The 20,202-nt window shown below is 69.5% G+C and carries 20 protein-coding genes; 7 read left to right on the forward strand and 13 right to left on the reverse strand.

All coding sequences use genetic code 11. The features are described 5' to 3' along the window. Nucleotides 1–86: 86 nt before the first annotated feature. The gene (locus SBI80_RS19745) at nucleotides 87–974 is read right to left on the reverse strand and encodes a TIGR03854 family LLM class F420-dependent oxidoreductase (protein WP_318976492.1); all 888 of its coding nucleotides are present in this window, start codon (nucleotides 972–974) and stop codon (nucleotides 87–89) included. A gap of 121 nt (nucleotides 975–1,095) precedes the next feature. Between SBI80_RS19745 and SBI80_RS19750 the strand changes: the two genes are divergently transcribed. Then, complete coding sequence (locus tag SBI80_RS19750; protein ID WP_318976493.1) at nucleotides 1,096–1,551, forward strand: SRPBCC family protein; 456 nt, start codon at nucleotides 1,096–1,098, stop codon at nucleotides 1,549–1,551. Between the two features lie 42 nt (nucleotides 1,552–1,593). Here the strand turns inward: SBI80_RS19750 and SBI80_RS19755 are convergent, their stop codons facing one another. After that, nucleotides 1,594–3,519: a flavin-containing monooxygenase gene (locus SBI80_RS19755; RefSeq protein WP_318976494.1), complete on the reverse strand. Its 1,926-nt coding sequence runs from the start codon at nucleotides 3,517–3,519 to the stop codon at nucleotides 1,594–1,596. Between the two features lie 93 nt (nucleotides 3,520–3,612). On the opposite strand from SBI80_RS19755, the gene SBI80_RS19760 reads away from it, so the two are divergent. After that, the gene (locus tag SBI80_RS19760) at nucleotides 3,613–4,047 is read left to right on the forward strand and encodes a hypothetical protein (protein ID WP_318976495.1); all 435 of its coding nucleotides are present in this window, start codon (nucleotides 3,613–3,615) and stop codon (nucleotides 4,045–4,047) included. A 46-nt stretch (nucleotides 4,048–4,093) separates the two neighbouring features. Next, nucleotides 4,094–5,380 (forward strand): cytochrome P450, encoded by a 1,287-nt coding sequence (locus tag SBI80_RS19765; protein ID WP_318976496.1) that lies wholly within the window; start codon nucleotides 4,094–4,096, stop codon nucleotides 5,378–5,380. A 3-nt stretch (nucleotides 5,381–5,383) separates the two neighbouring features. On the opposite strand, the gene SBI80_RS19770 is transcribed toward SBI80_RS19765, so the two are convergent. From SBI80_RS19770 to SBI80_RS19785, 4 genes are all read right to left on the reverse strand, one after another. Further along, nucleotides 5,384–5,842, reverse strand: a complete 459-nt coding sequence (locus SBI80_RS19770) for a hypothetical protein (protein WP_318976497.1) — start codon at nucleotides 5,840–5,842, stop codon at nucleotides 5,384–5,386. Between the two features lie 93 nt (nucleotides 5,843–5,935). After that, nucleotides 5,936–6,328, reverse strand: a complete 393-nt coding sequence (locus SBI80_RS19775; RefSeq protein WP_318976498.1) for a cupredoxin domain-containing protein — start codon at nucleotides 6,326–6,328, stop codon at nucleotides 5,936–5,938. A 115-nt stretch (nucleotides 6,329–6,443) separates the two neighbouring features. Next, nucleotides 6,444–7,565: a glycosyltransferase gene (locus SBI80_RS19780; RefSeq protein ID WP_318976499.1), complete on the reverse strand. Its 1,122-nt coding sequence runs from the start codon at nucleotides 7,563–7,565 to the stop codon at nucleotides 6,444–6,446. Between the two features lie 85 nt (nucleotides 7,566–7,650). Next, a complete protein-coding gene (locus SBI80_RS19785; protein WP_318976500.1) occupies nucleotides 7,651–8,577 on the reverse strand; it encodes a dienelactone hydrolase family protein in 927 nt (308 codons plus the stop codon). 166 nt (nucleotides 8,578–8,743) lie between these two features. Between SBI80_RS19785 and SBI80_RS19790 the strand changes: the two genes are divergently transcribed. Together SBI80_RS19790 and SBI80_RS19795 are read left to right on the forward strand one after the other, a co-directional pair. Beyond that, complete coding sequence (locus SBI80_RS19790; protein WP_318976501.1) at nucleotides 8,744–10,543, forward strand: N-acyl-D-amino-acid deacylase family protein; 1,800 nt, start codon at nucleotides 8,744–8,746, stop codon at nucleotides 10,541–10,543. Further along, nucleotides 10,533–10,976 carry a nuclear transport factor 2 family protein gene (locus tag SBI80_RS19795; RefSeq protein ID WP_318976502.1) on the forward strand — a complete coding sequence of 148 codons (444 nt, stop codon included), beginning with the start codon at nucleotides 10,533–10,535 and terminating at the stop codon, nucleotides 10,974–10,976. Before SBI80_RS19790 ends, SBI80_RS19795 begins: the two co-directional genes overlap by 11 nt. Nucleotides 10,977–10,982: 6 nt before the next feature. Here SBI80_RS19795 and SBI80_RS19800 read toward each other — a convergent pair whose 3' ends face one another. The 4 genes from SBI80_RS19800 to bfr form a co-directional block, all read right to left on the reverse strand. Next, nucleotides 10,983–12,335, reverse strand: coding sequence for a type I glutamate--ammonia ligase (locus tag SBI80_RS19800; RefSeq protein WP_318976503.1), 1,353 nt, complete (start codon nucleotides 12,333–12,335; stop codon nucleotides 10,983–10,985). 34 nt (nucleotides 12,336–12,369) lie between these two features. After that, entirely contained in the window at nucleotides 12,370–12,852 is a 483-nt protein-coding gene (locus tag SBI80_RS19805; protein ID WP_318976504.1) for a carboxymuconolactone decarboxylase family protein, read from the reverse strand. Nucleotides 12,853–12,906: 54 nt separating this feature from the next. Beyond that, nucleotides 12,907–14,973 (reverse strand): MDR family MFS transporter, encoded by a 2,067-nt coding sequence (locus tag SBI80_RS19810; protein ID WP_413232755.1) that lies wholly within the window; start codon nucleotides 14,971–14,973, stop codon nucleotides 12,907–12,909. 76 nt (nucleotides 14,974–15,049) lie between these two features. Beyond that, nucleotides 15,050–15,529 (reverse strand): bacterioferritin, encoded by a 480-nt coding sequence (gene bfr, locus SBI80_RS19815; RefSeq protein ID WP_318976506.1) that lies wholly within the window; start codon nucleotides 15,527–15,529, stop codon nucleotides 15,050–15,052. Nucleotides 15,530–15,774: 245 nt separating this feature from the next. On the opposite strand from bfr, the gene SBI80_RS19820 reads away from it, so the two are divergent. Beyond that, a complete protein-coding gene (locus tag SBI80_RS19820) occupies nucleotides 15,775–15,960 on the forward strand; it encodes a (2Fe-2S)-binding protein (RefSeq protein WP_318976698.1) in 186 nt (61 codons plus the stop codon). Here the strand turns inward: SBI80_RS19820 and SBI80_RS19825 are convergent. Together SBI80_RS19825 and SBI80_RS19830 are read right to left on the reverse strand one after the other, a co-directional pair. Further along, the gene (locus tag SBI80_RS19825; RefSeq protein ID WP_318976507.1) at nucleotides 15,957–16,718 is read right to left on the reverse strand and encodes an enoyl-CoA hydratase/isomerase family protein; all 762 of its coding nucleotides are present in this window, start codon (nucleotides 16,716–16,718) and stop codon (nucleotides 15,957–15,959) included. The genes SBI80_RS19820 and SBI80_RS19825 overlap by 4 nt on opposite strands. A 49-nt stretch (nucleotides 16,719–16,767) precedes the next feature. Beyond that, nucleotides 16,768–17,478, reverse strand: a complete 711-nt coding sequence (locus SBI80_RS19830; RefSeq protein WP_318976508.1) for an EthD domain-containing protein — start codon at nucleotides 17,476–17,478, stop codon at nucleotides 16,768–16,770. Nucleotides 17,479–17,563: 85 nt separating this feature from the next. On the opposite strand from SBI80_RS19830, the gene SBI80_RS19835 reads away from it, so the two are divergent. Continuing rightward, complete coding sequence (locus SBI80_RS19835) at nucleotides 17,564–19,549, forward strand: FUSC family protein (protein WP_318976509.1); 1,986 nt, start codon at nucleotides 17,564–17,566, stop codon at nucleotides 19,547–19,549. 17 nt (nucleotides 19,550–19,566) lie between these two features. On the opposite strand, the gene SBI80_RS19840 is transcribed toward SBI80_RS19835, so the two are convergent. Continuing rightward, nucleotides 19,567–20,196, reverse strand: a complete 630-nt coding sequence (locus SBI80_RS19840; protein WP_318976510.1) for a PaaI family thioesterase — start codon at nucleotides 20,194–20,196, stop codon at nucleotides 19,567–19,569. Between the last annotated feature and the right edge of the window lie 6 nt (nucleotides 20,197–20,202).

Here is a 20,202-nt window from a genome sequence, read left to right on the forward strand (position 1 = left end):
CGGGCGCGACGTCGCACCCGGTTTGCTGTATTCACGAGGTGCGTCCAGCCATTGCGGCCAGGACCAGCGCCGAGTACGCGACCGAATCAGTTCTCTCTGGGCAGCAGTTCGGCCGCGAAACGGTCCACGAACGCGTCGATGTCGGTCCCGTCGGCGGGCCGGATCACGAACTTGGTCAGCCCCGCCTCCAGGTAACCGTCGATCATGCGGTGCAGTCGCGGCCAGCCGTCGGCGATCAGCTCGGTCGGGTCGACGTCGGGCCGGCGTTTGCGGATGGCTGCCAGCACGTCCTCGGCGAGGCCGTGCTCGGCGACGGCCACGTTGACGCCGTAGTGGTCGGGTTCGACGGTCCGTCCGGCCTCCGCGGCGGCAGTTTCGATGGCTTCGCGTCCCCGTCGCGCCTCCTCGGGGGTGAGGAAGCTGCCCAGCCAGCCGTCGGCGAACTGCCCGATGCGCCGGAACGCGGCGGGCGCCGAACCGCCCAGCCAGATGTCGAGCGGTTTCTCCGTCCTGGGCCCGACGGCGACCGCGTTGGCGGTGAAGAACTCTCCGGCGAAGTCGACACCCTGGCTGGCCAGTGCTGCCCGGAGCAGTCGCAGCGATTCGTCGAACACCGCAGCCCGCCGGCCGTCGGGCACGACGAACAGGTTGCGCTCGGCGGGAATGGCCGAGCGCAGCCCGAACACGGGCAGCACCCGCTTGGGTGCCAGCACCGCCATCGACGCCAACGTCTTGGCGACCAGCACCGGGTGCCGCCCGGGCAGGATGACCACCGACGTGCCGACCTTGAGGTTGGTCGTCCTGGCCAGCGCATAGGCCATGCCGACGAACGGGTCGACGGCATCGGTGTAGACCAGCTCCGAGAACCACAGGGAGTCGATGCCGGCTTCCTCGAGCCGGTCGACGAGGTGCGGCAATCGAGCTGGACTGGACTCTGGGCCCGCGCCGAGCCCGACGCCGAATCGAATCTTCACCTCACCCAGTGTCCCCCCGGGTGCAATCGGTTACGCGAGCGGTCGAACCCACCGGTGCCGCCTGCGTCGGCGATAGGGTGACGGCGATTGCGGTTCGCCAACGCGGAAGGCAGGTCCCGACATGCAGGCTTCGGTCAGCGTCACGATGGCCGCTCCCCCACGAAAGGTGTGGGACCTGGTCGCCGACGTCCGCAACACCGGCAAGTTCTCCCCCGAGACCTTCGAGGCGGAATGGCTGGACGGGGCGACGGGTCCCGCGCTTGGGGCGACCTTCCGCGGCCACGTCAGGCGCAACGAGATCGGGCCGGTCTACTGGACGACCTGTCGCGTGACGGCCTGCGAACCGGGCAGTGAGTTCGGCTTCGAGGTCCTACTCGGCGGCCGGCCGGTCAACAATTGGCACTACCGATTCACCCCGGTGGCCGGTGGCACCGAGGTCACCGAGTCGTTTCGGATGACCGAGGGCCTGATGACCACCGTGTTCGGTCTGTTCGGTGGTCAACTGCGCAAGCGGCGCAACGTCCGCGACATGCGCAAGACACTGGAACGGATCAAGGCCGTCGTCGAGGCCGATTGACATCAATTCGTCTGTACACCAGCATCTTTGGAGAGAAGACACTCAGCCGAAGACGAAGTCCGCCGGATCGGGCCGGCGCGTCCACGCCCAGTAGTCGACCAACCGCCATGGGCTCAGCGAGTACACCTCGCCGTGGGAGTTCTTGTAGAACGAGTGCTCGATCGAGGGCTGCGACCACACCAGGGTCCGCATCTCCTGCTGGCTGCGGCGCACCCATTCGTCGGTGATGTCCTGACGGGGTTCCATGGACCGGTGCCCGTCGGCGATCAGATGCTCGAGGCACTGAGAGATGTAGCGCATCTGGCACTCCGAGTGGAAGATCAGGCTGCCGCCGCTGGCGAGGTTGGTGCCTGGCCCGTACATGCAGAAGAAGTTCGGGAATCCGGGCACGGTGATGCCGAGAAGGGCGGCGGGGCGTTGACCCCACTGCGTGCGCAGATCGCGGCCGTCGCGTCCGGTGATCGTCATGGGCCACAGCATCTCGGTGGCGCGGAACCCCGTCGCGAACACGAGGACGTCGGCGCGATGGCGGGCTCCGTCGGCAGTGACGACGGCGTCGGCGTCGATGTGGTCGATCGGCGTGCGCACCAGCTCGACGTCGTCGCGGGTGAGCGTGCGCAGCCAGCTGCCGTTGTCCTGCAGCGTCCGCTTTCCGGTTGCCGGGTAGTCCGGGATCACCTTGGCCGCCAGCTCTGGATCGTCGCCGAGCTGGCTCTCGATCCACTGGGTGAATACCACCCGGGTCAGCTCGTTGATCTCGCTGACCGCGCGCTGCTGCTCGGGATGGTCGGGGTCGACCCGCGCCGCCTCGAGCCCCTTGTCGCAGCCCGGCCAGAACAGCAGGAAGCGGTACCACCGGCCGTAGAACGGCAGGTGCCGCAGCGCCCATCGCACACCCGCGCCGACCGGCTCGTGATAGTTCGGGTTGGGGAACATCCACTGCGCGGTGCGCTGGAAGACGGTCAGGCGGGCGACGTCCTCGGCGATCGCCGGCGCGATCTGGAAGCCGCTGGCGCCCGCGCCGATCAGAGCGACGTGCTTGCCGCGCAGTTCGACGTCGTGATCCCACTCGGCAGAGTGAAAGACCGGTCCGCCGAACGTGTCTCGGCCGGGAATGGCCGGCACGTGGGGCCGGTCGAGTTGCCCGACGGCACTGATCACCGCCCTGGCCGTCAGCACGTCGACGGTTCCGTCGGCGTCGCGGGTCCGGACCGTCCACGTCGCGCTGCCCTGGTCCCAGGCGGCATCGGTGACCTCGGTGTGCCAGCGGACGTGCCGGCCGACGTCGTGGTCGTCCATCACGCGCTGGAAGTAGGCCTGCAATTCGGGCTGCTCGGCGAAGAAGTGCGTCCACTGGTCGGTGGGCTCGAAGCTGTAGCAGTAGAAGTGGTTACCGACGTCGACCCGCGCTCCGGGATAGGTGTTCTGATACCACGTCCCGCCGGGGCCGGCGTTCTTCTCGACGATGGTGAACGGGATGCCCGCCTCCTTCAGCCGGATGCCGGCGAGCAGGCCGGACTCGCCGCAGCCGATCACGACGACCCCGAACTCGGCCCGGGCGTCACCGCCCGCGCCACTGACCGCCCGCGCGTCGGTGCCATCCAGCTCCATCTCCTCGAGCAACAGCGGCACGTATTCGTCGGGCACGGGCTCGCAGACGAGCCACTCCATCATCTCCTTGAGCAGTTCGGGGCCCACCGGCTCCGGCTCGGGGCAGCCGCGGTCGCGGTAGTCGGCGATCACCTCGAGCGCCAGGGCGCGGGCCGCCGCCTTGTCCTCCTCGGACATGAAGCCCTGCACCTCGTTGAGGAACAGCCCGGCCGGCTTGAGCGCACCGCGGATGATCGACGGATCGCCGGCCATGTGGACCAGCGACAGCAGCAGCGTCGGGATGCTGACGTCCAGCAGCGCGTCGGCGATCTCGGCGTCGGAGGTCGTAAACGGTTGCCCTGCATGTGGGTTGCGCACGATTGAGTGCTAGCACAGGCCCACCGCCCAGCGCAGGCCATCGGGGCAACCGGCCGGGGGTTGGGGGCCCAGGTCCCCGGGTACCTAGCCACCGTGAGCAACGACGACACCGACGGCGCGCTCGGGCGACGGCCCGAGGGCGTTGACGACGACACGATCGCGGCGGCCGGCAAGGTCTCCGAGGCGCTGGAGTACGTCGAACGCGCGCGTGGTCATCTCTACTCGTTTCACCAACTGATGGGTCATGCGGACCTGACGCTGGGTGAGGCGTGCGACGCGCTCCGGGAGGCGGGCCACGGCGAGGTCGCCGAACGCCTCGAGACCGACCTCGTCGGCCGCAACGTCCTCTACGGACGCTGGACCTTTCAAATCGTCGAGGAGTTCGACGACGGCTACTGGTCCCAATTCCGCGACCTCGAGCGTCGGGTGCGCGACGAGTTGATGGCAGGCCAGCGCCACGTCTTCGAGGCGAAGATGAAGGACGACCGACGCACCCACGGCAGAACGGGTCACGAAGCCAGGCCGTGACGCTACGCTCGGCCTCGACGCACTTTCGACGGTGAGGTGGGGTTCTGTGGGCATCACGACCAGGGTCAATGGCTCCGCACCACCGGACGTGCCGCTTGCCGACGTCAACCTGGGGTCCTGGGACTTCTGGGCGCTCGACGACGAGGTTCGCGACGGTGCCTTCGCCACCCTGCGTCGCGAGGCGCCGGTGTCGCATCACCCGGAGTTCGTCCAAGACGGCTTCGAGCAGGGCCGGGGGCACTGGGCGGTGACGCGCTACGACGACGTCTTCCACGCCAGCCGTCACCCCGAGATCTTCAGCTCCGCCCAGGGCATCGTGATCGGTGACCAAACCCCGGAACTGGCCGAGTACTTCGGCTCGATGATCGCGCTGGACGACCCGCGCCATACCCGGCTGCGCAACATCGTCAGGAGTGCCTTCACCCCGCGGGTGCTGGCCCGCATCGAGGATTCCGTTCGCGACCGCGCCAGGCGACTGGTCGAGGCGATGATCGTCGACAACCCGGACGGCAGCGGTGAATTGGTCCGCGACCTCGCGGGACCCCTTCCGCTGCAGATCATCTGCGACATGATGGGCATCCCCGAGAAGGATCATCTCGACGTGTTCCGGTGGACCAACGTCATCCTCGGCTTCGGCGATCCCGAGATCACCGCCGACTTCGACGAGTTCGTCAAGGTGGCCATGGACATCGGCGCGTACGCCGCCGCGCTGGCCGACGATCGCCGCGCCGACCCGGGTGAGGACCTCACCACCAGCCTGGTGCAGGCCGAACTCGACGGCGAACGACTCACCTCGGCGGAGGTGGCGTCCTTCTTCATCCTGCTCGTGGTCGCCGGCAACGAGACCACGCGCAACGCCATCAGCCACGGCGTCCTGGCGTTGAGCCGCCATCCCGAACAACGCGAGGTCTGGTGGAGTGACTACGACGCCGTAGCCCCGACCGCGGTCGAGGAGATCGTGCGGTGGGCGTCGCCGGTGGCGTACATGCGCCGGACCGTGACCCGCGAGACAGAACTCAGCGGGGTGCGCTTGGCCCCGGGTGACAAGGTGTCCCTCTGGTACGGATCGGCCAACCGAGACGAGGCGAAGTTCGACGATCCGTGGACGTTCGACGTCCGGCGCCATCCCAATCCACACGTCGGATTCGGTGGCGGCGGCGCGCACTTCTGCTTGGGGGCGAACCTCGCGCGCCGGGAGATCACGGTGGTGTTCGAGGAACTGCACCAGCGCGTGCCCGACCTGACCGCCACCGAGGAGCCCGCGCGATTGCAGTCTGCCTTCATCCACGGCATCAAGCGCCTGCCGGTCGCGTGGACTCCTCCGGCCCGGTAGCCGCTAGTTGACCACCCGGTGCTGCTGCTCGTGCCGGGGCTCCGCGACGACGGGCTCGTCGCGATCGGCGCGCTCCTTCTCGGCGTCTGCTCGCGCGTCGTCGGCGTCGTCCTTGCGGCGCGGATCGAGCTCGTCGGCGCGCTGCGACTTCGCGTCGAGGTGCTCGCGCGACGACGACGCCTCGTCGCGGTGGCTGGCGGCCCGATCCCGCAATCGCGCGGCCTCGGCTGCCTTCGCCTCGGCTTCGGCGGCGGCAGCGCGGGCCCTTGCCTCGGTTTCGGCGGCGATGGCTTCGCGCTTCTCGACCCGGCTGGCCTCCTCGCGCACCTCCTCGCGGATGCGGTCGGCCTCGGCGCGGCGCCTCTTGTCGCGGGCACTGCGCGCCATGAAGGCGAAGACCAGGATCAACAGCAGGACGACGACGACGGCCACGACGATCAGGACGACGGAGTTGTTACCCATGTCGGGCTCCTTCGGCTACTGGCACGTCATGAATTGACGTACTCGCTGATTGCGCGAGTGCCCCAGATCTCGCCCCGTCAAACCGCGGTCGGCCTAGGAAACGACCAGCGTTCCCGTCATGGACGGGTGGTAGACGCAGGTGAAGGGGTACGTTCCCGGCTCGGTCGGTGCGGTGAACGTCTTGCTCGCGCCCCCGTCGACGTGGGTGTCGAAGGCGCCCTTGGGATTGGACGTGACGGAGTGTTCGACGGTGTCGTCGTTGACGACGGTGATCGTCGCACCCGGTGACACGGTGATGGGAGCGCCGAAGGCCATCCCGGAGATGGTGATTGCCGGTCCCGCGACCGGTGTCGATGCAGGTGCCGGTGCCGGTGCCGACGTGGACGAGCCGCCGTAGCTCGTCTGCGACGGGTGCGTGCTGCTGCACGCGGTGAGTAGGGCGCCGATCGACAGTAGCGCCACGAGCAGCGAGCCGAGCTTGGTCATGGTGTCCTCTTCCGTTGGCGGGCTTGCACGATTGACACGGGCGCGGGCCGGGTTCGGTTCACCTCACCGCAGCACGCGCTCGTCGATGAGCACCAGGGTGCCCCGTGCCGACGACCTAGTGCGTGAGTGGCCCGTTCGCGCCCAGTGCGGTCAGCATCCCGGCCGCCGAGATGGGCCAGGAGAACTGCTCGGCACGACGGCGGGCGCTGGTCCGCCGGCTCGACTCCGGCCTGCTGATCACCGACGTCACCGCCGCGGCGATGGCGTCGGGATCGTTGTCGGCCGCGGCCCCGCTGTCGGCGGTGAGGATCTCGGCGAGTGCCGACGTCCGGGACGCGACGGCCGGCGTCCCGCAGGCCAGGGCCTCCAGCGCGGCAAGGCCGAACGTCTCGTGCGGCCCGGGCGCCAACGCGACGTCGGCCGAGGCCAGGATCGACGCCACCGTGTCGCGGCATCCGATGAAGCCGGTGAACGCCACCGGCAGTCGGGCGGCCTGGCGCTCCAGTCTGGCCCGCAGTGGCCCCTCACCGACCACGACGAGCCGGGCGTCGACACCGCCATCGCGAAGGGCGGCAACGGCATCGATGCTGCGGTGGGCATGCTTCTCCACCGACAGCCGCCCACAGTGCACCAGCAGTGTCTGCGCCGGCGTGGCCCACCGGCTGCGGACGTGGGCCGACCGCCGTCGTGGATGGAACTGCTCGAGGTCGACGCCCAGCGGCACGGTCATGACGTTGGGCGCGCCGATCCGGTCGAATTCCTCCCGTGCGAACGCCGTCGTGCACACGACCGCGTCGTAGTTGGCCGCGGTCCGGCGGTTGGCGACGTCCGCGACCGCCCTGGCGACGCGGCGTGGCAGGAACTGTCCAGCGAGGCGATCCAATCGCTCGTGGGAGATCATCACCGTCGCGACGTCATGCCGACGCCCCCACGGCCCAAGCGAGCGCAACGTGAGTCGATCGGACACCTCCAGCGCGTCGGGCCGCAGGTCGGCCAGCAGCGCCGTGATCGGACCCGGCAGCACCGCGCGGTAGCCGCCGGTGAAGGGAATCTGCCTGGCGGGCAATGCAATTCGATGAACACCGGATTGCATCAGCTGGCGGTCGGCGCCCGGTCCGGGGACCACCAGGTACACCTCGTGTCCGAGCGCGCAGTATTCCGCGCCCAACCGGTCCACGGCCGTGCGCAGCCCACCGGAGCGCGGGCCGTAGAAATTCGCCACCTGCACGACCCGCATGACTCATCAGAACGGAAGCCGGTGTGCGCGAGGAGAACCTGGGGTGAACGGTCACCCCAACGGGCCGTGAACAGCGGTGGGCGGCCTAGCCGACGTACTTGCCGAACCAGTCCTGGGTCTTCTGCCAGGCGTCGGCCGCGGCCGTCGGATCGTAGCGATCGCCGGTGTCGTTGAAGAAGGCGTGGTTGGCGCCGGGCTCGACGACGAGCTGGTTGACCACCCCAGCCTTGTCGAGGGCCTGCTGCGCGGCATCCTTGGTACCGGTGACCCTGGCGTCCTCCGAGCCGTAGAACGCCAGCACCGCAACGTCCTTGGAGCCAGCGAAGTCCGCCCCGTCGGGCAGGGGACCGTAGAAGGGCACCGCGGCCGCCAGTTGCGGCTCCCCTGCCGCCAGAAATTGCCACACCAGTCCGCCACCCATGCAGAAGCCGACGGCCGCCACCTTCACGCCGGGCGTGCGCCGCTGCAGTTCGGCGACGCCCGAGGCCATGTCGGCGACGAAGTCCTGCGGCGCGATCTTGCTCAACGCGGCAGTGGCCTCGGCGGGATCGGCGAACGTCGCGGTGCCGCCCGCTCCGGAGAGCAGGTCGATGGCCAGGGCCGAGTAGCCGATGCCGGCGAACCGGCCCGCCACCGAACGCACCCAGTCGGTGAGCCCCTTGTTCTCGTGGATGACGAGCACCGCGCCCCGTGGGGATTCGGCCGCCGCCCAGGCCCCCTGGAGCTCGCCCCGCGGCCCGGCCCAGGTGACCGGCTCGGTCTGCAGCGCGTTCTCGATGCCCGGCGGCGGCGCCTTCTCCGTCGCCGCCCCGGTCGAGGTGACCGGCGCCTCAGCCGTCGGGGTGCCCTTGCCGGACTTGCCACCGTCGCCACAGGCGGCGATCAACGCCGACGCCGCAGTGGCGCCGACCCCGATGAGGGCCAACCGGCGCATGGCCTCCCGCCGGGACATCAGACCGTCGACGTGGTCGGTTGCGATCTCTTCGGCGATGTAGCGCTGCAAGGGAGTCACCCAGCCGAGTATGCCCGGCGATCGTGAACTGGCGATGGGAGACGTCTGCGACGGCGATCCTCCACGTCCTGGCGTCACCGGCAGGACGCCCATGCCCGGACCCGCAGTAGACAATCTTGGAGAAGTGTTCACGATTTCGTTGACAGCGGTGCCCAGCGGCTGTTCGATGACTCGAGTGACGTACGACACGATCATTCGCAACGGCCGCTGGTTCGACGGCACGGGCGCGCCGTCCGCGGTACGCGACGTCGGCATCCGCGACGGCCACGTGATCGCCATCTCGGCCAACCCGCTCGACGCCACCGCCTGCCCCCGGGTGCTCGACGCGACCGACCGCTGGGTACTGCCGGGCCTGCTCGACATCCACACCCACTACGACGTGGAGGTCCTCGGCGGCCCGGCCCTTGCGGAGTCACTGCGCCACGGGGTGACGACGGTGATGCTCGGTTCGTGTTCGCTGTCGACCATTCACGTCGACGGCACCGACGCCGGCGACCTGTTCGGCCGGGTCGAGGCCATCCCCCGCGAGCACGTCATCGCCGCGGTGGACGCGGCCAAGACGTGGCGCACGTGCGACGAGTACGTCGCAGCGCTGGAGCGTCTGCCGCTCGGGCCGAACCTGGCGGCGTTCATCGGGCACTCGGACATGCGCACGGCCGTCATGGGTCTGGACCGCGCCACCCGGCACACCGAGCGGCCCAGCCGGGACGAACAAGCCGAGATGGAGCGCATGCTGAGCGAGGCCCTGGCGGCTGGATTCGTCGGGATGTCGTCGATGCAGCTGCTCTTCGACAAGCTCGACGGCGAGGTCTGCCGCTCCCGCACGCTGCCGTCGACCTATGCCAAGCCCCGCGAATTGCGCAGGTTGAAGTCGTTGCTGCGCAAGGCCGGTCGCGTGCTGCAGTCCGGCCCCGACATCGAGAACCCGCTGAACCTGGGGTCGCAGCTGGCTCAGTCGCTCGGGATCTTCCGCAATCCGCTGAAGACCAGCCTGCTCTCGGCCGCCGACGTCAAGTCCAATCCCGTCGCGATCAAGGTGCTCGGCCCCGTCGCCCGGCTGGTCAACCGCCTCGGCGGCGACTTCCGCTGGCAGCATCTGCCAGTCCCGTTCGAGGTGTACGCCGACGGCATCGACCTGGTGATCTTCGAGGAGTTCGGCGCCGGCGCCGCCGCGCTGCACCTGCGTGACGAGGTCCAACGCAACGAACTCCTCCGCGACGAGGCCTACCGCCGCCGGTTCCGCAAGGACTACGACGCGAAGTTCGGTATGCGGGTGTGGCATCGGGACTTCTTCGACGCCGAGATCGTGGAGTGTCCGGACCCCAGCGTGACCGGTAAGTCGTTCGGGCGGGTCGGGCTCGACCGCGGTGGGCTGCACCCGGTCGACGCCTTCCTCGACCTGGTGCTCGAACACGGCACGGCGTTGCGCTGGCGCACCACCATCTCCAACCACCGGCCCGAGGTGCTGAAGAAGCTGGCCGCCGAACCCGGTGTGCAGATGGGGTTCTCCGATGCCGGTGCGCACCTGCGCAACATGGCGTTCTACAACATGGGTCTGCGGTTGTTGCGCCACGTCCGCGACGCGCAGGCCGCAGGCACGCCGTTCATGACCGTCGAGCAAGCCGTGCACCGGCTGACCGGCGAACTGGCCGACTGGTACCGCCTCGACGCCGGCCATCTGCGCGTCGGCGACCGCGCCGACGTCGTCATCGTCGATCCAGCCCATCTCGACGACCGCCTCGACGCCTACGCCGAGGAGCCCGTCCCGCAGTACGGCGGCCTGTCGCGCATGGTCAACCGCAATCCGGAGGCGGTGGCGGCGGTCCTGGTCGGTGGCCGCGCAGTGGTCCTCGACGGCGAGCCAACCGAGCTGGTGGGTCGGCGGCGCACCGGCCGCTTCTTGCGCGCCGCGCATCGCAGCCCGGCGACTCCCGCGCAGCAAGGCGAGTTCTCCAGTGTCGGTTGAGGATCCGGTCCGCGGGCTGTGGAGGGCACTGTCGGCGCGCAACTGGGACGAGGTCGAGACCTTCCTCGCCGAGGACTGCATCTACCTCGACGTTCCCACCGGCCCGGCGCTGGCGGCGCGGGGTCCCGGCGACATCGTCAAGCGGCTGAGAATCGGCATCGCCCCCTTGGCGTCCTACGAGAATCACGACGGTCTCCTGCTCAGCGACGGCCCGCACGTCATGTACGAGCACTCCGAGACATGGACGTGGTCCACCGGCGAGACGGCAACGCTCAAGTTCGTCAGCGTGCACGAGGTGCGCGACGGCAAGATCACGCTGTGGAAGGACTACTGGGACATGGCCGGGCTGCAGGCCTTCGCGCCCGCCAGCTGGATGGAAGACCTGATGACGGCCGACATGTCGTGGATCTTCGACGCGACGGGTTTGATCTGACCGCCGCTACACGCTCCAGGCCAACCGGAACTTCTCCGCAAGCGCCTCGGGCGCCAGCTGGCCGTAGTTCTCGTGCTCGTAGCGGCGCACGGCAACGATCGCATCGACCGCCGCATCACCGAGAATGCCTCGCAGCAACGACGATTCGTCGAGCGCTCCCACGGCGACGGACTGGCTGTCGCTCAGCAGCGCCATGCCTGCCGCGGTGCGCTCCTGGTCGGTGAGGGTAGCCGGATCGACCGTGGTCTCCGGGGGCAGCGCGAGCTCGCGATCGATGCCGTCGAGCGCGAGACCGAGGATCGCCGCGGTGGCGAAGTACGGGTTCGCGGCCGGGTCGACGACCTTGACCTCGACGTTGGCGCCGTAGGGGTTGCCGGGACCACCGTCGAGGAACCGCACCGCCGCCTCGCGGTTCTCGGTCCCCCAGCAGACCCGCGCGCCCGACCAACTGCCCGGCTGCATGCGCAACCCCGACAGGATCGAACCGCACAGCACGGCCTGAGCCTGCGGCAGCCCGGCGAGCACGCCGGCGACGGCGGCCTCGCCCGACGCCCGCATCCCACGCGCACCCTGCCCACCCGAGAACAGTGGGATGCCGTCGTGCAGCAGTGAGAAGTGTTGATGCGCACCAGATCCGACGGCGCCCGCGAACGGCACCGGAGACAGGCTGACCCGCAGGCCGTGCCGGCGGGCCACCCGGCTGACGATGATCCGCAGCAGCACCAGCTGATCGGCGGCGGCCACCGGTGGCGCGGGCGCCAGCGATATCTCGAACTGGTTGGCGCCGTACTCCGGATGGAACTGCTCGATGGCGACACCGGCCTTCGTCGCCGCCTCGGTCACGTCCTTGACGAAGCCCTCGAATTCGAGCACCCCGGCCAATCCGTACTGCGCCCACAGGTGTGCGGGCAGCCGGGCGCCGTCGGGCCCGACGAGGACGAACTCCATCTCGTGGCCGACCATGGCCTCGAGGCCGGTGGCGGCCAGGCGGTCCACCACCGCGGCCAGCGTGCCGCGCGCGCAGAGCGGATCGGGGGACCCGTCTTGGCCGAAGAATGATCCCGGCGCCCAGGCGAGGCCGTCGCCGAGCGTGCGCAGCTGCTCGAGGTCGATCCTGATGCGCTGGTCGCCGACGACGCCGACGTCCCCACCGACGACGATGCCGGCCTGGTCGATGGCGAACACGTGCCACACCGGGCTCGCACCCAGCCCCGGATCGGCGAACGCCCCCACCCGCCGGAGCGGGACGGTCTTGGCGTGGACGAGACCGGCCGGGTTGACGACGGTTCCGACGAGACTGACCACTCCGTCGGACTCGAGCTGTGCGATGGCCGCTGCAGCAAGCGGTTTGGCTGGCATGCCCCCATTCTGCACGAGGAGCGTCGACCGCGGGCTACAGCGTGATCGAGCAGGACTGTGCGACGTCGAGGGTGCGCAGCATCCGGCCCATCCCCAACCACATCGCACAGGACAGCGCGAGATCGGCCAGCAGCTCGTCATCGAACTGCTCCCGACACCGCGCCCAGAAGTCCTCGTCGTCGCGAAGACCGGTGTGGTCCTTGGCGAATCGGTCCGCGAACTCGGCGGCGATCCGCTCCTGCCGGCTATACCCGGGCCAGGTCCGCCACTGGCCGGCGTGCTCGTAGAGGTCCTCGTCGACGCCCGCGGCCGCACCTGCCGAGTCACGGGTGTGCTGGCACACCACGCACTCGTTGTCCAGCGCGATCACCATGCGGGCCAGCTCCCGAGTCCGCAACGGCAACCGGTTCTTGGTGTAGACGGCGCGAGAGAACCCCGCCATGGCCATCCCGATGTCCGGTGACTTGGTCACCCAGGCGGCGGCGTCGTCGTCGGCGAAGTCCCCGATTCTGCTCATCGCCGCATGCTACGCCCGCAAGCGCAGTTCTGGAACGCGTTCTAGTTTCCCGTCTCAGCGAGCGGTGGCCATCCCCTGCGGCGCGTCGGTCCAGTCCCGCTGAACCAGCATGCGGTGGGCGATCCGCTCCAGCGCGGCGTACACCTCGACGCGGTCCGGGCGCCCGTCGAAGCTGGGCGACGTGGCCAGCTTCTCGACGATCCGTCCAACGATGGCCGCCGACAGCGTGTCGACCTGATTGCGGCCCGCCTGGGTGAGGAACAGCTTGCCGTCGGTGTTCAGCGCGAAACCCCGGTTCACCACGTCGGCGAACACGGGCTCGAAGGCCTCGTACGGCACCCGCAGGCGCTCGCCGATGTCCGCCAGCGTCGCCGAGCCGAACACCTGGTTGTTGCGGTAGATCTGGAGCAGCGCCCAGAGCTGCGCGACCGGCAGCTCACAACCGGGACCGCCGGCCAGGCTGCGCAGCCGGATGTCCGGCGAGTCCCTGAACATCCGGCCGATCGCGACCTCGAGGATCTTCTCCGGCGATTCGGTGCTTGGCATGCCGAAGCCCTCGCCGAGATCGGTCGCGGAGGCGGCGTCGATCTCGCGCAGCGGGATCTCCTTGAGGAACAGCGCCACCACGAAGCCGACGACGGCCACCGGAACTGCGCACAGGAACACCGTGCCGAGTGAGTTGGCATAGGCATCGATGATCGGGTTGGCCATCTCCGGGGCCAGCCGGTGCAGCGCCTGGGGTGACTGGGCGGCCTGCGCGGGTGCACCGCTGGTGGCCATCGCAGGGCCGAGCTCGTCGGCCAGGAAGTTGGCGAACAGCGAGCCGAAGATCGCCGCGCCGAAGGAACTTCCGATCGTGCGGAAGAACGTGACCCCGGAGGTCGCGACGCCGAGGTCGGCGAAGCTCGACGTGTTCTGCACGACGAGGACGAGCACCTGCATGCACAGGCCGATCCCGGTGCCGAGCACGAACAGGTAGATCGACTGCTGCCAGGTCGGCGTGGTCTGGTTCATGCCGGACAGCAGGAAGAATGCCAGCGCCATGATGGCCGTGCCGGCGACCGGGAACACCTTGTAGCGACCGGTTCGCCCGACGGTGGCGCCGCTGCTCATCGACGTCAGGAGCAGACCCACGACCATCGGAAGCGTGCGCAACCCCGATTCGGTGGCCGACACTCCGTCGACGAACTGCATGAACGTCGGCATGAACGTCAGCGCGCCGAGCATCGCGAAGCCGACGATGAAGCCGAGGATGCAGCACACCGTGAACACTGGGCTGGCGAACAGGCGGATGGGCAGGATCGGCTCGACGGCGCGCAGCTCCACCCGGACGAAGACGGCAAGCGCGGCGGCCGACGCCACGAACAGCCCGATGATCACCGGTGACGACCAGGGGTACTCGCCGCCGCCCCAGCTCGTCGCCAGGGTAAGGCCCGACGCGCCGAGCCCGACGAACAGGATGCCCGCGTAGTCGATGATCGGCTTGGCCGTGCGCGCCAGCGGCGGGATCGCCGCGGCACCGACCAGCAGCACGACCAGGGCGACGGGCACGTTCACCCAGAACGCCCAGCGCCAGGACAGGTGGTCGGTGAAGAACCCGCCGAGCAGCGGCCCGATCACGGTCGTCACGCCGAAGACTGCGCCGAGGGCACCCTGGTAGCGGCCTCGATCCCGCAGTGGGATCACCTCGCCGATGACCGCCATCGCGGTCACCATCAGGGCACCGCCGCCGATGCCCTGCAGCGCGCGCGAGGCCACCAGCATGCTCATCGAGCTGGCCAGCCCGCACAGCACCGACCCGGCCAGGAAGAACACCACCGCCGCCTGGAAGACCGTCTTGCGTCCGAACAGATCGCCGAGCTTGCCGACGATCGCCGTGACGATGGTCGAGGCCAGCAGGTAGCTCGTCACCACCCAGGACTGGTGGCCGGCACCACCGAGGTCGGCGACGACGGTGGGCAGCGCGGTGGCGACGATGGTCTGGTCGAGGGCGGCCAGCAGCATGCCCAGCAGCACGCCGACGAAGATGAAGTTGCGTCGCTGCGGGCTGATCAGCGCGTTGGCCGACTCAGGATCCGCCGTCGCGGTTCCCGACTGCCCAGAATGACTCGACATGCCCATCCCTCCGAGGTCTCGGGTGCATGACCACACCCAAGACCATGTCGCTTAGACAGGCTATATAGTTACGTGGGAATGCCTACTGTGGCGGACGTGACACGCACTGCGCCGAGTAGAGCTCCTCACCCAGCTTGTCCATGAGCTCGAGCTGGGTCTCGAGGTAGTCGATGTGACCCTCCTCGTCGGCCAGGATGCCCTCGAGCAGGATGGCGCTCGTCGAGTCCTGCTTCTCCCGGCACATGATCACTCCGGGCTTGAGACGCGCCATCACGTCGTACTCGATCGTCAGATCGGCCTCGAACTGCTCGCGCAGCGTCTGTCCCACCTTGAGGGAGAACAGCCGCTGGTAGTTGGGCAGGCCATCCAGCAACAGGATCCGGTCGGTGATCGCCTCGGCGTGGTTCATCTCCTCGAACGCCTCCTTGCGCGTGTGCGCGGCAAGCTCGGTGAAACCCCAGTTCTCCTGCATCTTCGAGTGCAGGAAGTACTGGTTGATCGCAGTCAGCTCGCTGGTCAACTGCTCGTTGAGCAACTTGAGGACATCGAGATCGCCTTGCATTCACTACTCCTATGACACCGTGCGGGGGCTGGTCGTACGGGCGTATCGCACGGATGCCCAGGAGAGGCTCCAATGCCCCCTCAACCTAGTCCAATCGGCGTCGCCCAGCGCAGGATCCGGGGCCAATTCGGCGTGTTCGGCAGCGAAGCATGGACTGGCTGCCCTAAGTAAGGGTAGACTGAGCTAACCTGACGGAGCGTCGGCAGAAAACCTGCGGCGCGACCAACTTCGAGGCGGTGTCAACGGTGTTCGTCTGTCTCTGCACGGGGGTGACCAGTCAGACCGTCACCGACCTGGTCGCATCGGGGGCAACGACGTCACGGCAGATCGCCGACGCCTGCGGGGCGGGCACCGATTGCGGTCGGTGCAAGCGCACGGTGCGCGCGATCATCGAGGCGGCCGCGGCCTGCCCCGTGCACGCGATGAGTTAACTGGACGCGCGGCGATCCGCGAACGCGGCCAGTGCATCGGCGTTGGCCACTCCCCCGAGCAACTCGGCGAACTGCGCGTACTCGCGTGCCGCCGCAGCCGTGATCTCGGCACGGGTCGGCTCCACCATGGTCTGCTTGACGGCGATCAGACTGGGAATCGGCCGGGACGCAAGCACTTCCGCGTGCCGACGGGCCTCCGGCAGCAGGGCGTCGGGCGCGCAGATCTGCCACGCCAACCCCATGCTCTTGGCCTGCTCGGCGTCGATCCACTCCGAGGACAGCAGCATCCACGCGGCGTTCTGCCGGCCGACGAGCTGCGGCAGCAGATAGGACGACGCGGCCTCCGGAGCCACCCCCAGGCTGGTGAACGGGCACTTCAACCGCGCCGTCGCCGACATGAAGACCAGGTCGGCGTAGCCGAGGATGGTGGCGCCGATGCCAACGCCGACGCCGTTGACCGCCAGGACCAGCGGCTTGCGCAGCGCCGTGAGCGTCTCGATCATGCCGGGAAACCCGTACCGACCCGACCGGAACTGCGGGTCGGTGATGCGGGCCTGCATCTCCAGCAGGTCGTTGCCCGCGCTGAAGGCCCGCCCGCCGCCCGTCAGTAGGACGACGGCGACCGCCGGGTCCTCGTCGGCCTCCCGGAGAGCGATCGTGGTGGCGTCGTACAGCGCCTCGTTGAACGCGTTGAGCGCCTCGGGTCGATTGAGCACCAGGGTCCGGACGCCGTTGGCGTCGTCGATCTCTACCAGCACGGTGGCAGCGTATGCACTGGGCGGCGGCGCCGGGCCGATACCGGCGTCCTCATGCCGGCACCTCGACGCCGAACGGGGAACGCAGGACGTAGCGACTGGTCGGGACGGTGTCGACGTTCGCGTTGGCGCCGAAGGCCGACGTGCTGGCGACCATGCGGGTCATCCGGTTGCTGAGCTCGTCGTCGTCGGCGGCGCCGAAGAAGGCGTGCAAGTCATGGGTGGCCTCGATCGGGAACAGCTCCTCGACGATGGCGTCGACGGGCGCCGCGTCGGCCGTGAGGGCGCGGACCACCGCATTCTGCGTGTAGCCGAAGGTCGACTGCGTCGCGATGGCCACCGGCGTGTGGTCGACGTGCCAGCGGGTGAGCCAGGTTCGCTCGTCCAGTTCGGCGGGGCGGCGCAGCAGCGCGACGTTCGCGAACCCCGGCGTGCGGGTGCCGACGGGACTCGGTGGCGGCAGCGGCACCGATTCGGTCACCAGGTAGGCATCGACGCGCTCGCATTCGCCGGCCAGCCGCTCCAGCGCGCCGAACACGTGCGGGCCGTAGGACTGCTGGGTCCAGATGCCGACGAACCCGACCACGGGCGGGTCCAGCGTCGTCAGCGTCATCAGCGAGTGCTCGACCGCCGCGTCGCGCACGTTGACGGTCACGCCAGGCGCACCCAGCGACAGCAGATCGTCGGCGATCTCGGTACGCAGCCGCGTGCACCACGCATCGTCGCCCGCTGCGGCACGAATGGTGAGGATGACCTTCTCCACCGCACGAAGGTACCGCTGCCGCCGCGGCGGTGACCGACAATGGGGATTCGATTGGGTAGTTTCGACGAGTTGTGATGGACAAGCGATGAAGGGGCTCGCACAGCGCCTCGCCATGCCCGATCTCGGCGCCGTGGGTCGCTGCCTTCTCGGTGTCATGATCGCCGCCGCCGCGGGATTGCACTGGGGATCGGCCGTCGCGGCGACGTCGGCGGCCGGCGCCGCGGCGATCGCGGGAGCCGCTGCGCTGCAGGACAGTCCACGTGGCCCGCTGCGAGTGGTGTGCGCCATGTCGGTGCAGATGGGCATCGCGGTGCTGCTCGGCACCGCGACGTCGTCGTACGGCCTGCTGTTCGTGTTGGTCGCCACCGCATGGTGCTTCTTCGCCGGTCTGCAGTGGGCGGTGAGCGCCAATGCCGGGCTCATCGCTGCGGCCGCGGGAGCCCTGCTCGTCACCGCTGCGCCCGTCGCGCCGACCCCGTCCTCGGTCCTGGTCGCGGCTGCGCTGGCCGCCGGCGGCGGATTGGTGCAGGCGGTGATGATCGGGCTGTGGCCGCGGAGCCGCTGGCGGGTCCAGCGCGATGCGCTGACCCGTGCCTACCGGTCCATCGGCACCGACGCCCAGAGGATGGCCGGTGATCCGGCCGCGGGCATCGACCCGGCGCCCCTACTGTGGCTGCGCGACGCATTCACCCAGACCGACCAGCAGGCCAGACGCGGCCCGTTGGCGTATCGCGCCTGGTACGGCCTGCCCCAGCGCATCTCGGTGACGCTGACCGCCCTGGCCGGCCGCTCCCCAACGGACCCGGCGCTGAGCGAGGTGCTCGAGGCCGCCGCCTCGGTCCTGGAGGTGGTGGCCAGCCGTGGCCGCAGCGCCAAGCGGGCCGCGGCGATGGCTGGCTTGCAGCGGCTCGACGCGGCGGCCGGGACCGTCGCGGTCGCCAACGTCGCTCTTACACACCGCCTCTCCCACCAGCTCCGGGAGGCCGTCGCGCTGCGCTTCGGCGAGTTGAATCCCGGCCAGGAACACGTCATGCACCCCCAGCGCCCGGGGCCGTTCGCGGCGGTTCCGGTGGCCATCGCCGCGATCGGTGCGCATCTGACGTGGGGCTCGCCGATCCTGCGCCACGCGTTGCGGCTCGCCGCAGGCGTCGGTGCCGGTGTGGCCGTCGAGCGGTTCGCCGAGGTGCCGCACGGTTACTGGATCGCCCTGACCGTGCTGATCGTGCTGCGGCCCGAGACCGCGCACACCTACACCCGCTGCGTCGGACGGGTGGCGGGCACCGCCGTGGGCATCTTCGCGGCGTCCGTCGTCACCACGATGTGGCAGCCGTCCGGGCTGATGGCCGCCCTGCTCGCGGTGCTCGCCCTGGGAATCGCCTACGCGATCCAGGGATTGGGGTACGTAGCCACCACCAGTGCACTGGCGGCGGCGATCGTGTTCCTGATCGACGTCACGGGCACCGCGGGTGACGGCACCGTGTCCGACCGGGTGATCGCCACGCTGATCGGGGGCGCGCTGGCGATCCTCGTCCACGTCACCCTGCCCGACGATTCGCTGATCCGGTTGCGGCAGCGCGCCGGCGAACTGCTCAAGACCGAGATCGAGTACGCCGCAACGGTGATCAAGGCCTTCGTCCACGGCCTGGACCATCCCGGCGAGGCGCTCGCCGCCGCCTGGGAACGAGCGTTTCGGGCCCGCGCGGCGTTCGAGGCGGCCGCCGGGGCCACCACCTCGGACTCCGGTGATCTGCGGCGGTGGCTCAAGTCCTATCGCACCGCGCTGAACGCCGTCACCACGTCGTGCGCGGCCCTGGAGGCCACCCTGCCCGCCGAGCCGTCACCGACGCTGAGCGGCGACTTCGTGGTCGCGGTCGACGAATACGCCGACGCGCTCTGCGGCGGTCCCTCGACGCCCGGCGCCCCGTGGCGCATCGACGGGGACCGGGTGGCCGCGGCCGAACAACGCATCCGCGAGGCGGCCCGTCAGCTCGGTCCCGACGACACCGCGAGTCGCGTGCTGGTCGCCGAGATCGGCGACATCACCCGCAGTCTCGTCGGCATCACCGACTGACCTGCGCTCGGACGGGATCAGTCGCGGGCCCACCGCGGTGCGATGAAGACGCCCTCCGCCTCGACGGTGATGCCGTCGGCGTCGGAGAGGTGACCGGCGGTGAAGGTCTTGACCCCCTCGGTTCTCACGATGGCGGCCTCTGCGTGCAAGTCGCCCAGCCGGGTGATGCGGCGGTAGCGCAGGGTGATGGTCCCGGTGAGGCGTGGCTTGTCGAAGGCGCTCGCGCAGGCCGCCTCCCCGAGGACGTGGTCGAGGATGAGCGCGGCGACGCCGCCGTGGACGTGCCCGGGAGGGCCCTCGTAGGCCGCCCCCAGGTGGAAGTCGGCCTGCCGCCCGCCACCGGGCAGCGGGCGCAACGACACGGGCGGGGCCAACGGGTTGCGCAACCCGATGACGGCGTTGCCCCACGGCATTTGGCTGCCGTCGCTGCCGAACCGCACTCCGAAGGGGCCGTCGAGCTGCCTGCTGCGCAGCCGGACGGTGGCCGCCTCGATCTCGGCCCGTGCGGTGGCCACGGCCTCGGCGTCGGCCTCGGTCCGGATGGTGGCGTCGACGAGCTCTCGCACCGCGACGGTCAGCGGCTCGTAGATGGCGCGGAGCCGTTCGACGTCCTCGGCACCTAGGTTCTCCACGGGGAAGTCAAGCACTTCTGA

It is taken from the genome of Mycolicibacterium sichuanense, from assembly GCF_033741125.1.
Classification (GTDB): Bacteria; Actinomycetota; Actinomycetes; order Mycobacteriales; family Mycobacteriaceae; genus Mycobacterium.

Bases quoted from the DNA above. Each gene is read 5' to 3' on its own strand.
- SBI80_RS19750 (WP_318976493.1), top strand. From the start codon at position 1,096: ATGCAGGCTTCGGTCAGCGTCACGATGGCCGCTCCCCCACGAAAGGTG.
- SBI80_RS19770 (WP_318976497.1), bottom strand. From the start codon at position 5,842: ATGGGTAACAACTCCGTCGTCCTGATCGTCGTGGCCGTCGTCGTCGTC.
- SBI80_RS19775 (WP_318976498.1), bottom strand. From the start codon at position 6,328: ATGACCAAGCTCGGCTCGCTGCTCGTGGCGCTACTGTCGATCGGCGCC.
- SBI80_RS19780 (WP_318976499.1), bottom strand. From the start codon at position 7,565: ATGCGGGTCGTGCAGGTGGCGAATTTCTACGGCCCGCGCTCCGGTGGG.
- SBI80_RS19790 (WP_318976501.1), top strand. From the start codon at position 8,744: ATGACTCGAGTGACGTACGACACGATCATTCGCAACGGCCGCTGGTTC.
- SBI80_RS19800 (WP_318976503.1), bottom strand. From the start codon at position 12,335: ATGCCAGCCAAACCGCTTGCTGCAGCGGCCATCGCACAGCTCGAGTCC.
- SBI80_RS19805 (WP_318976504.1), bottom strand. From the start codon at position 12,852: ATGAGCAGAATCGGGGACTTCGCCGACGACGACGCCGCCGCCTGGGTG.
- SBI80_RS19810 (WP_413232755.1), bottom strand. From the start codon at position 14,973: ATGGGCATGTCGAGTCATTCTGGGCAGTCGGGAACCGCGACGGCGGAT.
- bfr (WP_318976506.1), bottom strand. From the start codon at position 15,529: ATGCAAGGCGATCTCGATGTCCTCAAGTTGCTCAACGAGCAGTTGACC.
- SBI80_RS19835 (WP_318976509.1), top strand. From the start codon at position 17,564: ATGAAGGGGCTCGCACAGCGCCTCGCCATGCCCGATCTCGGCGCCGTG.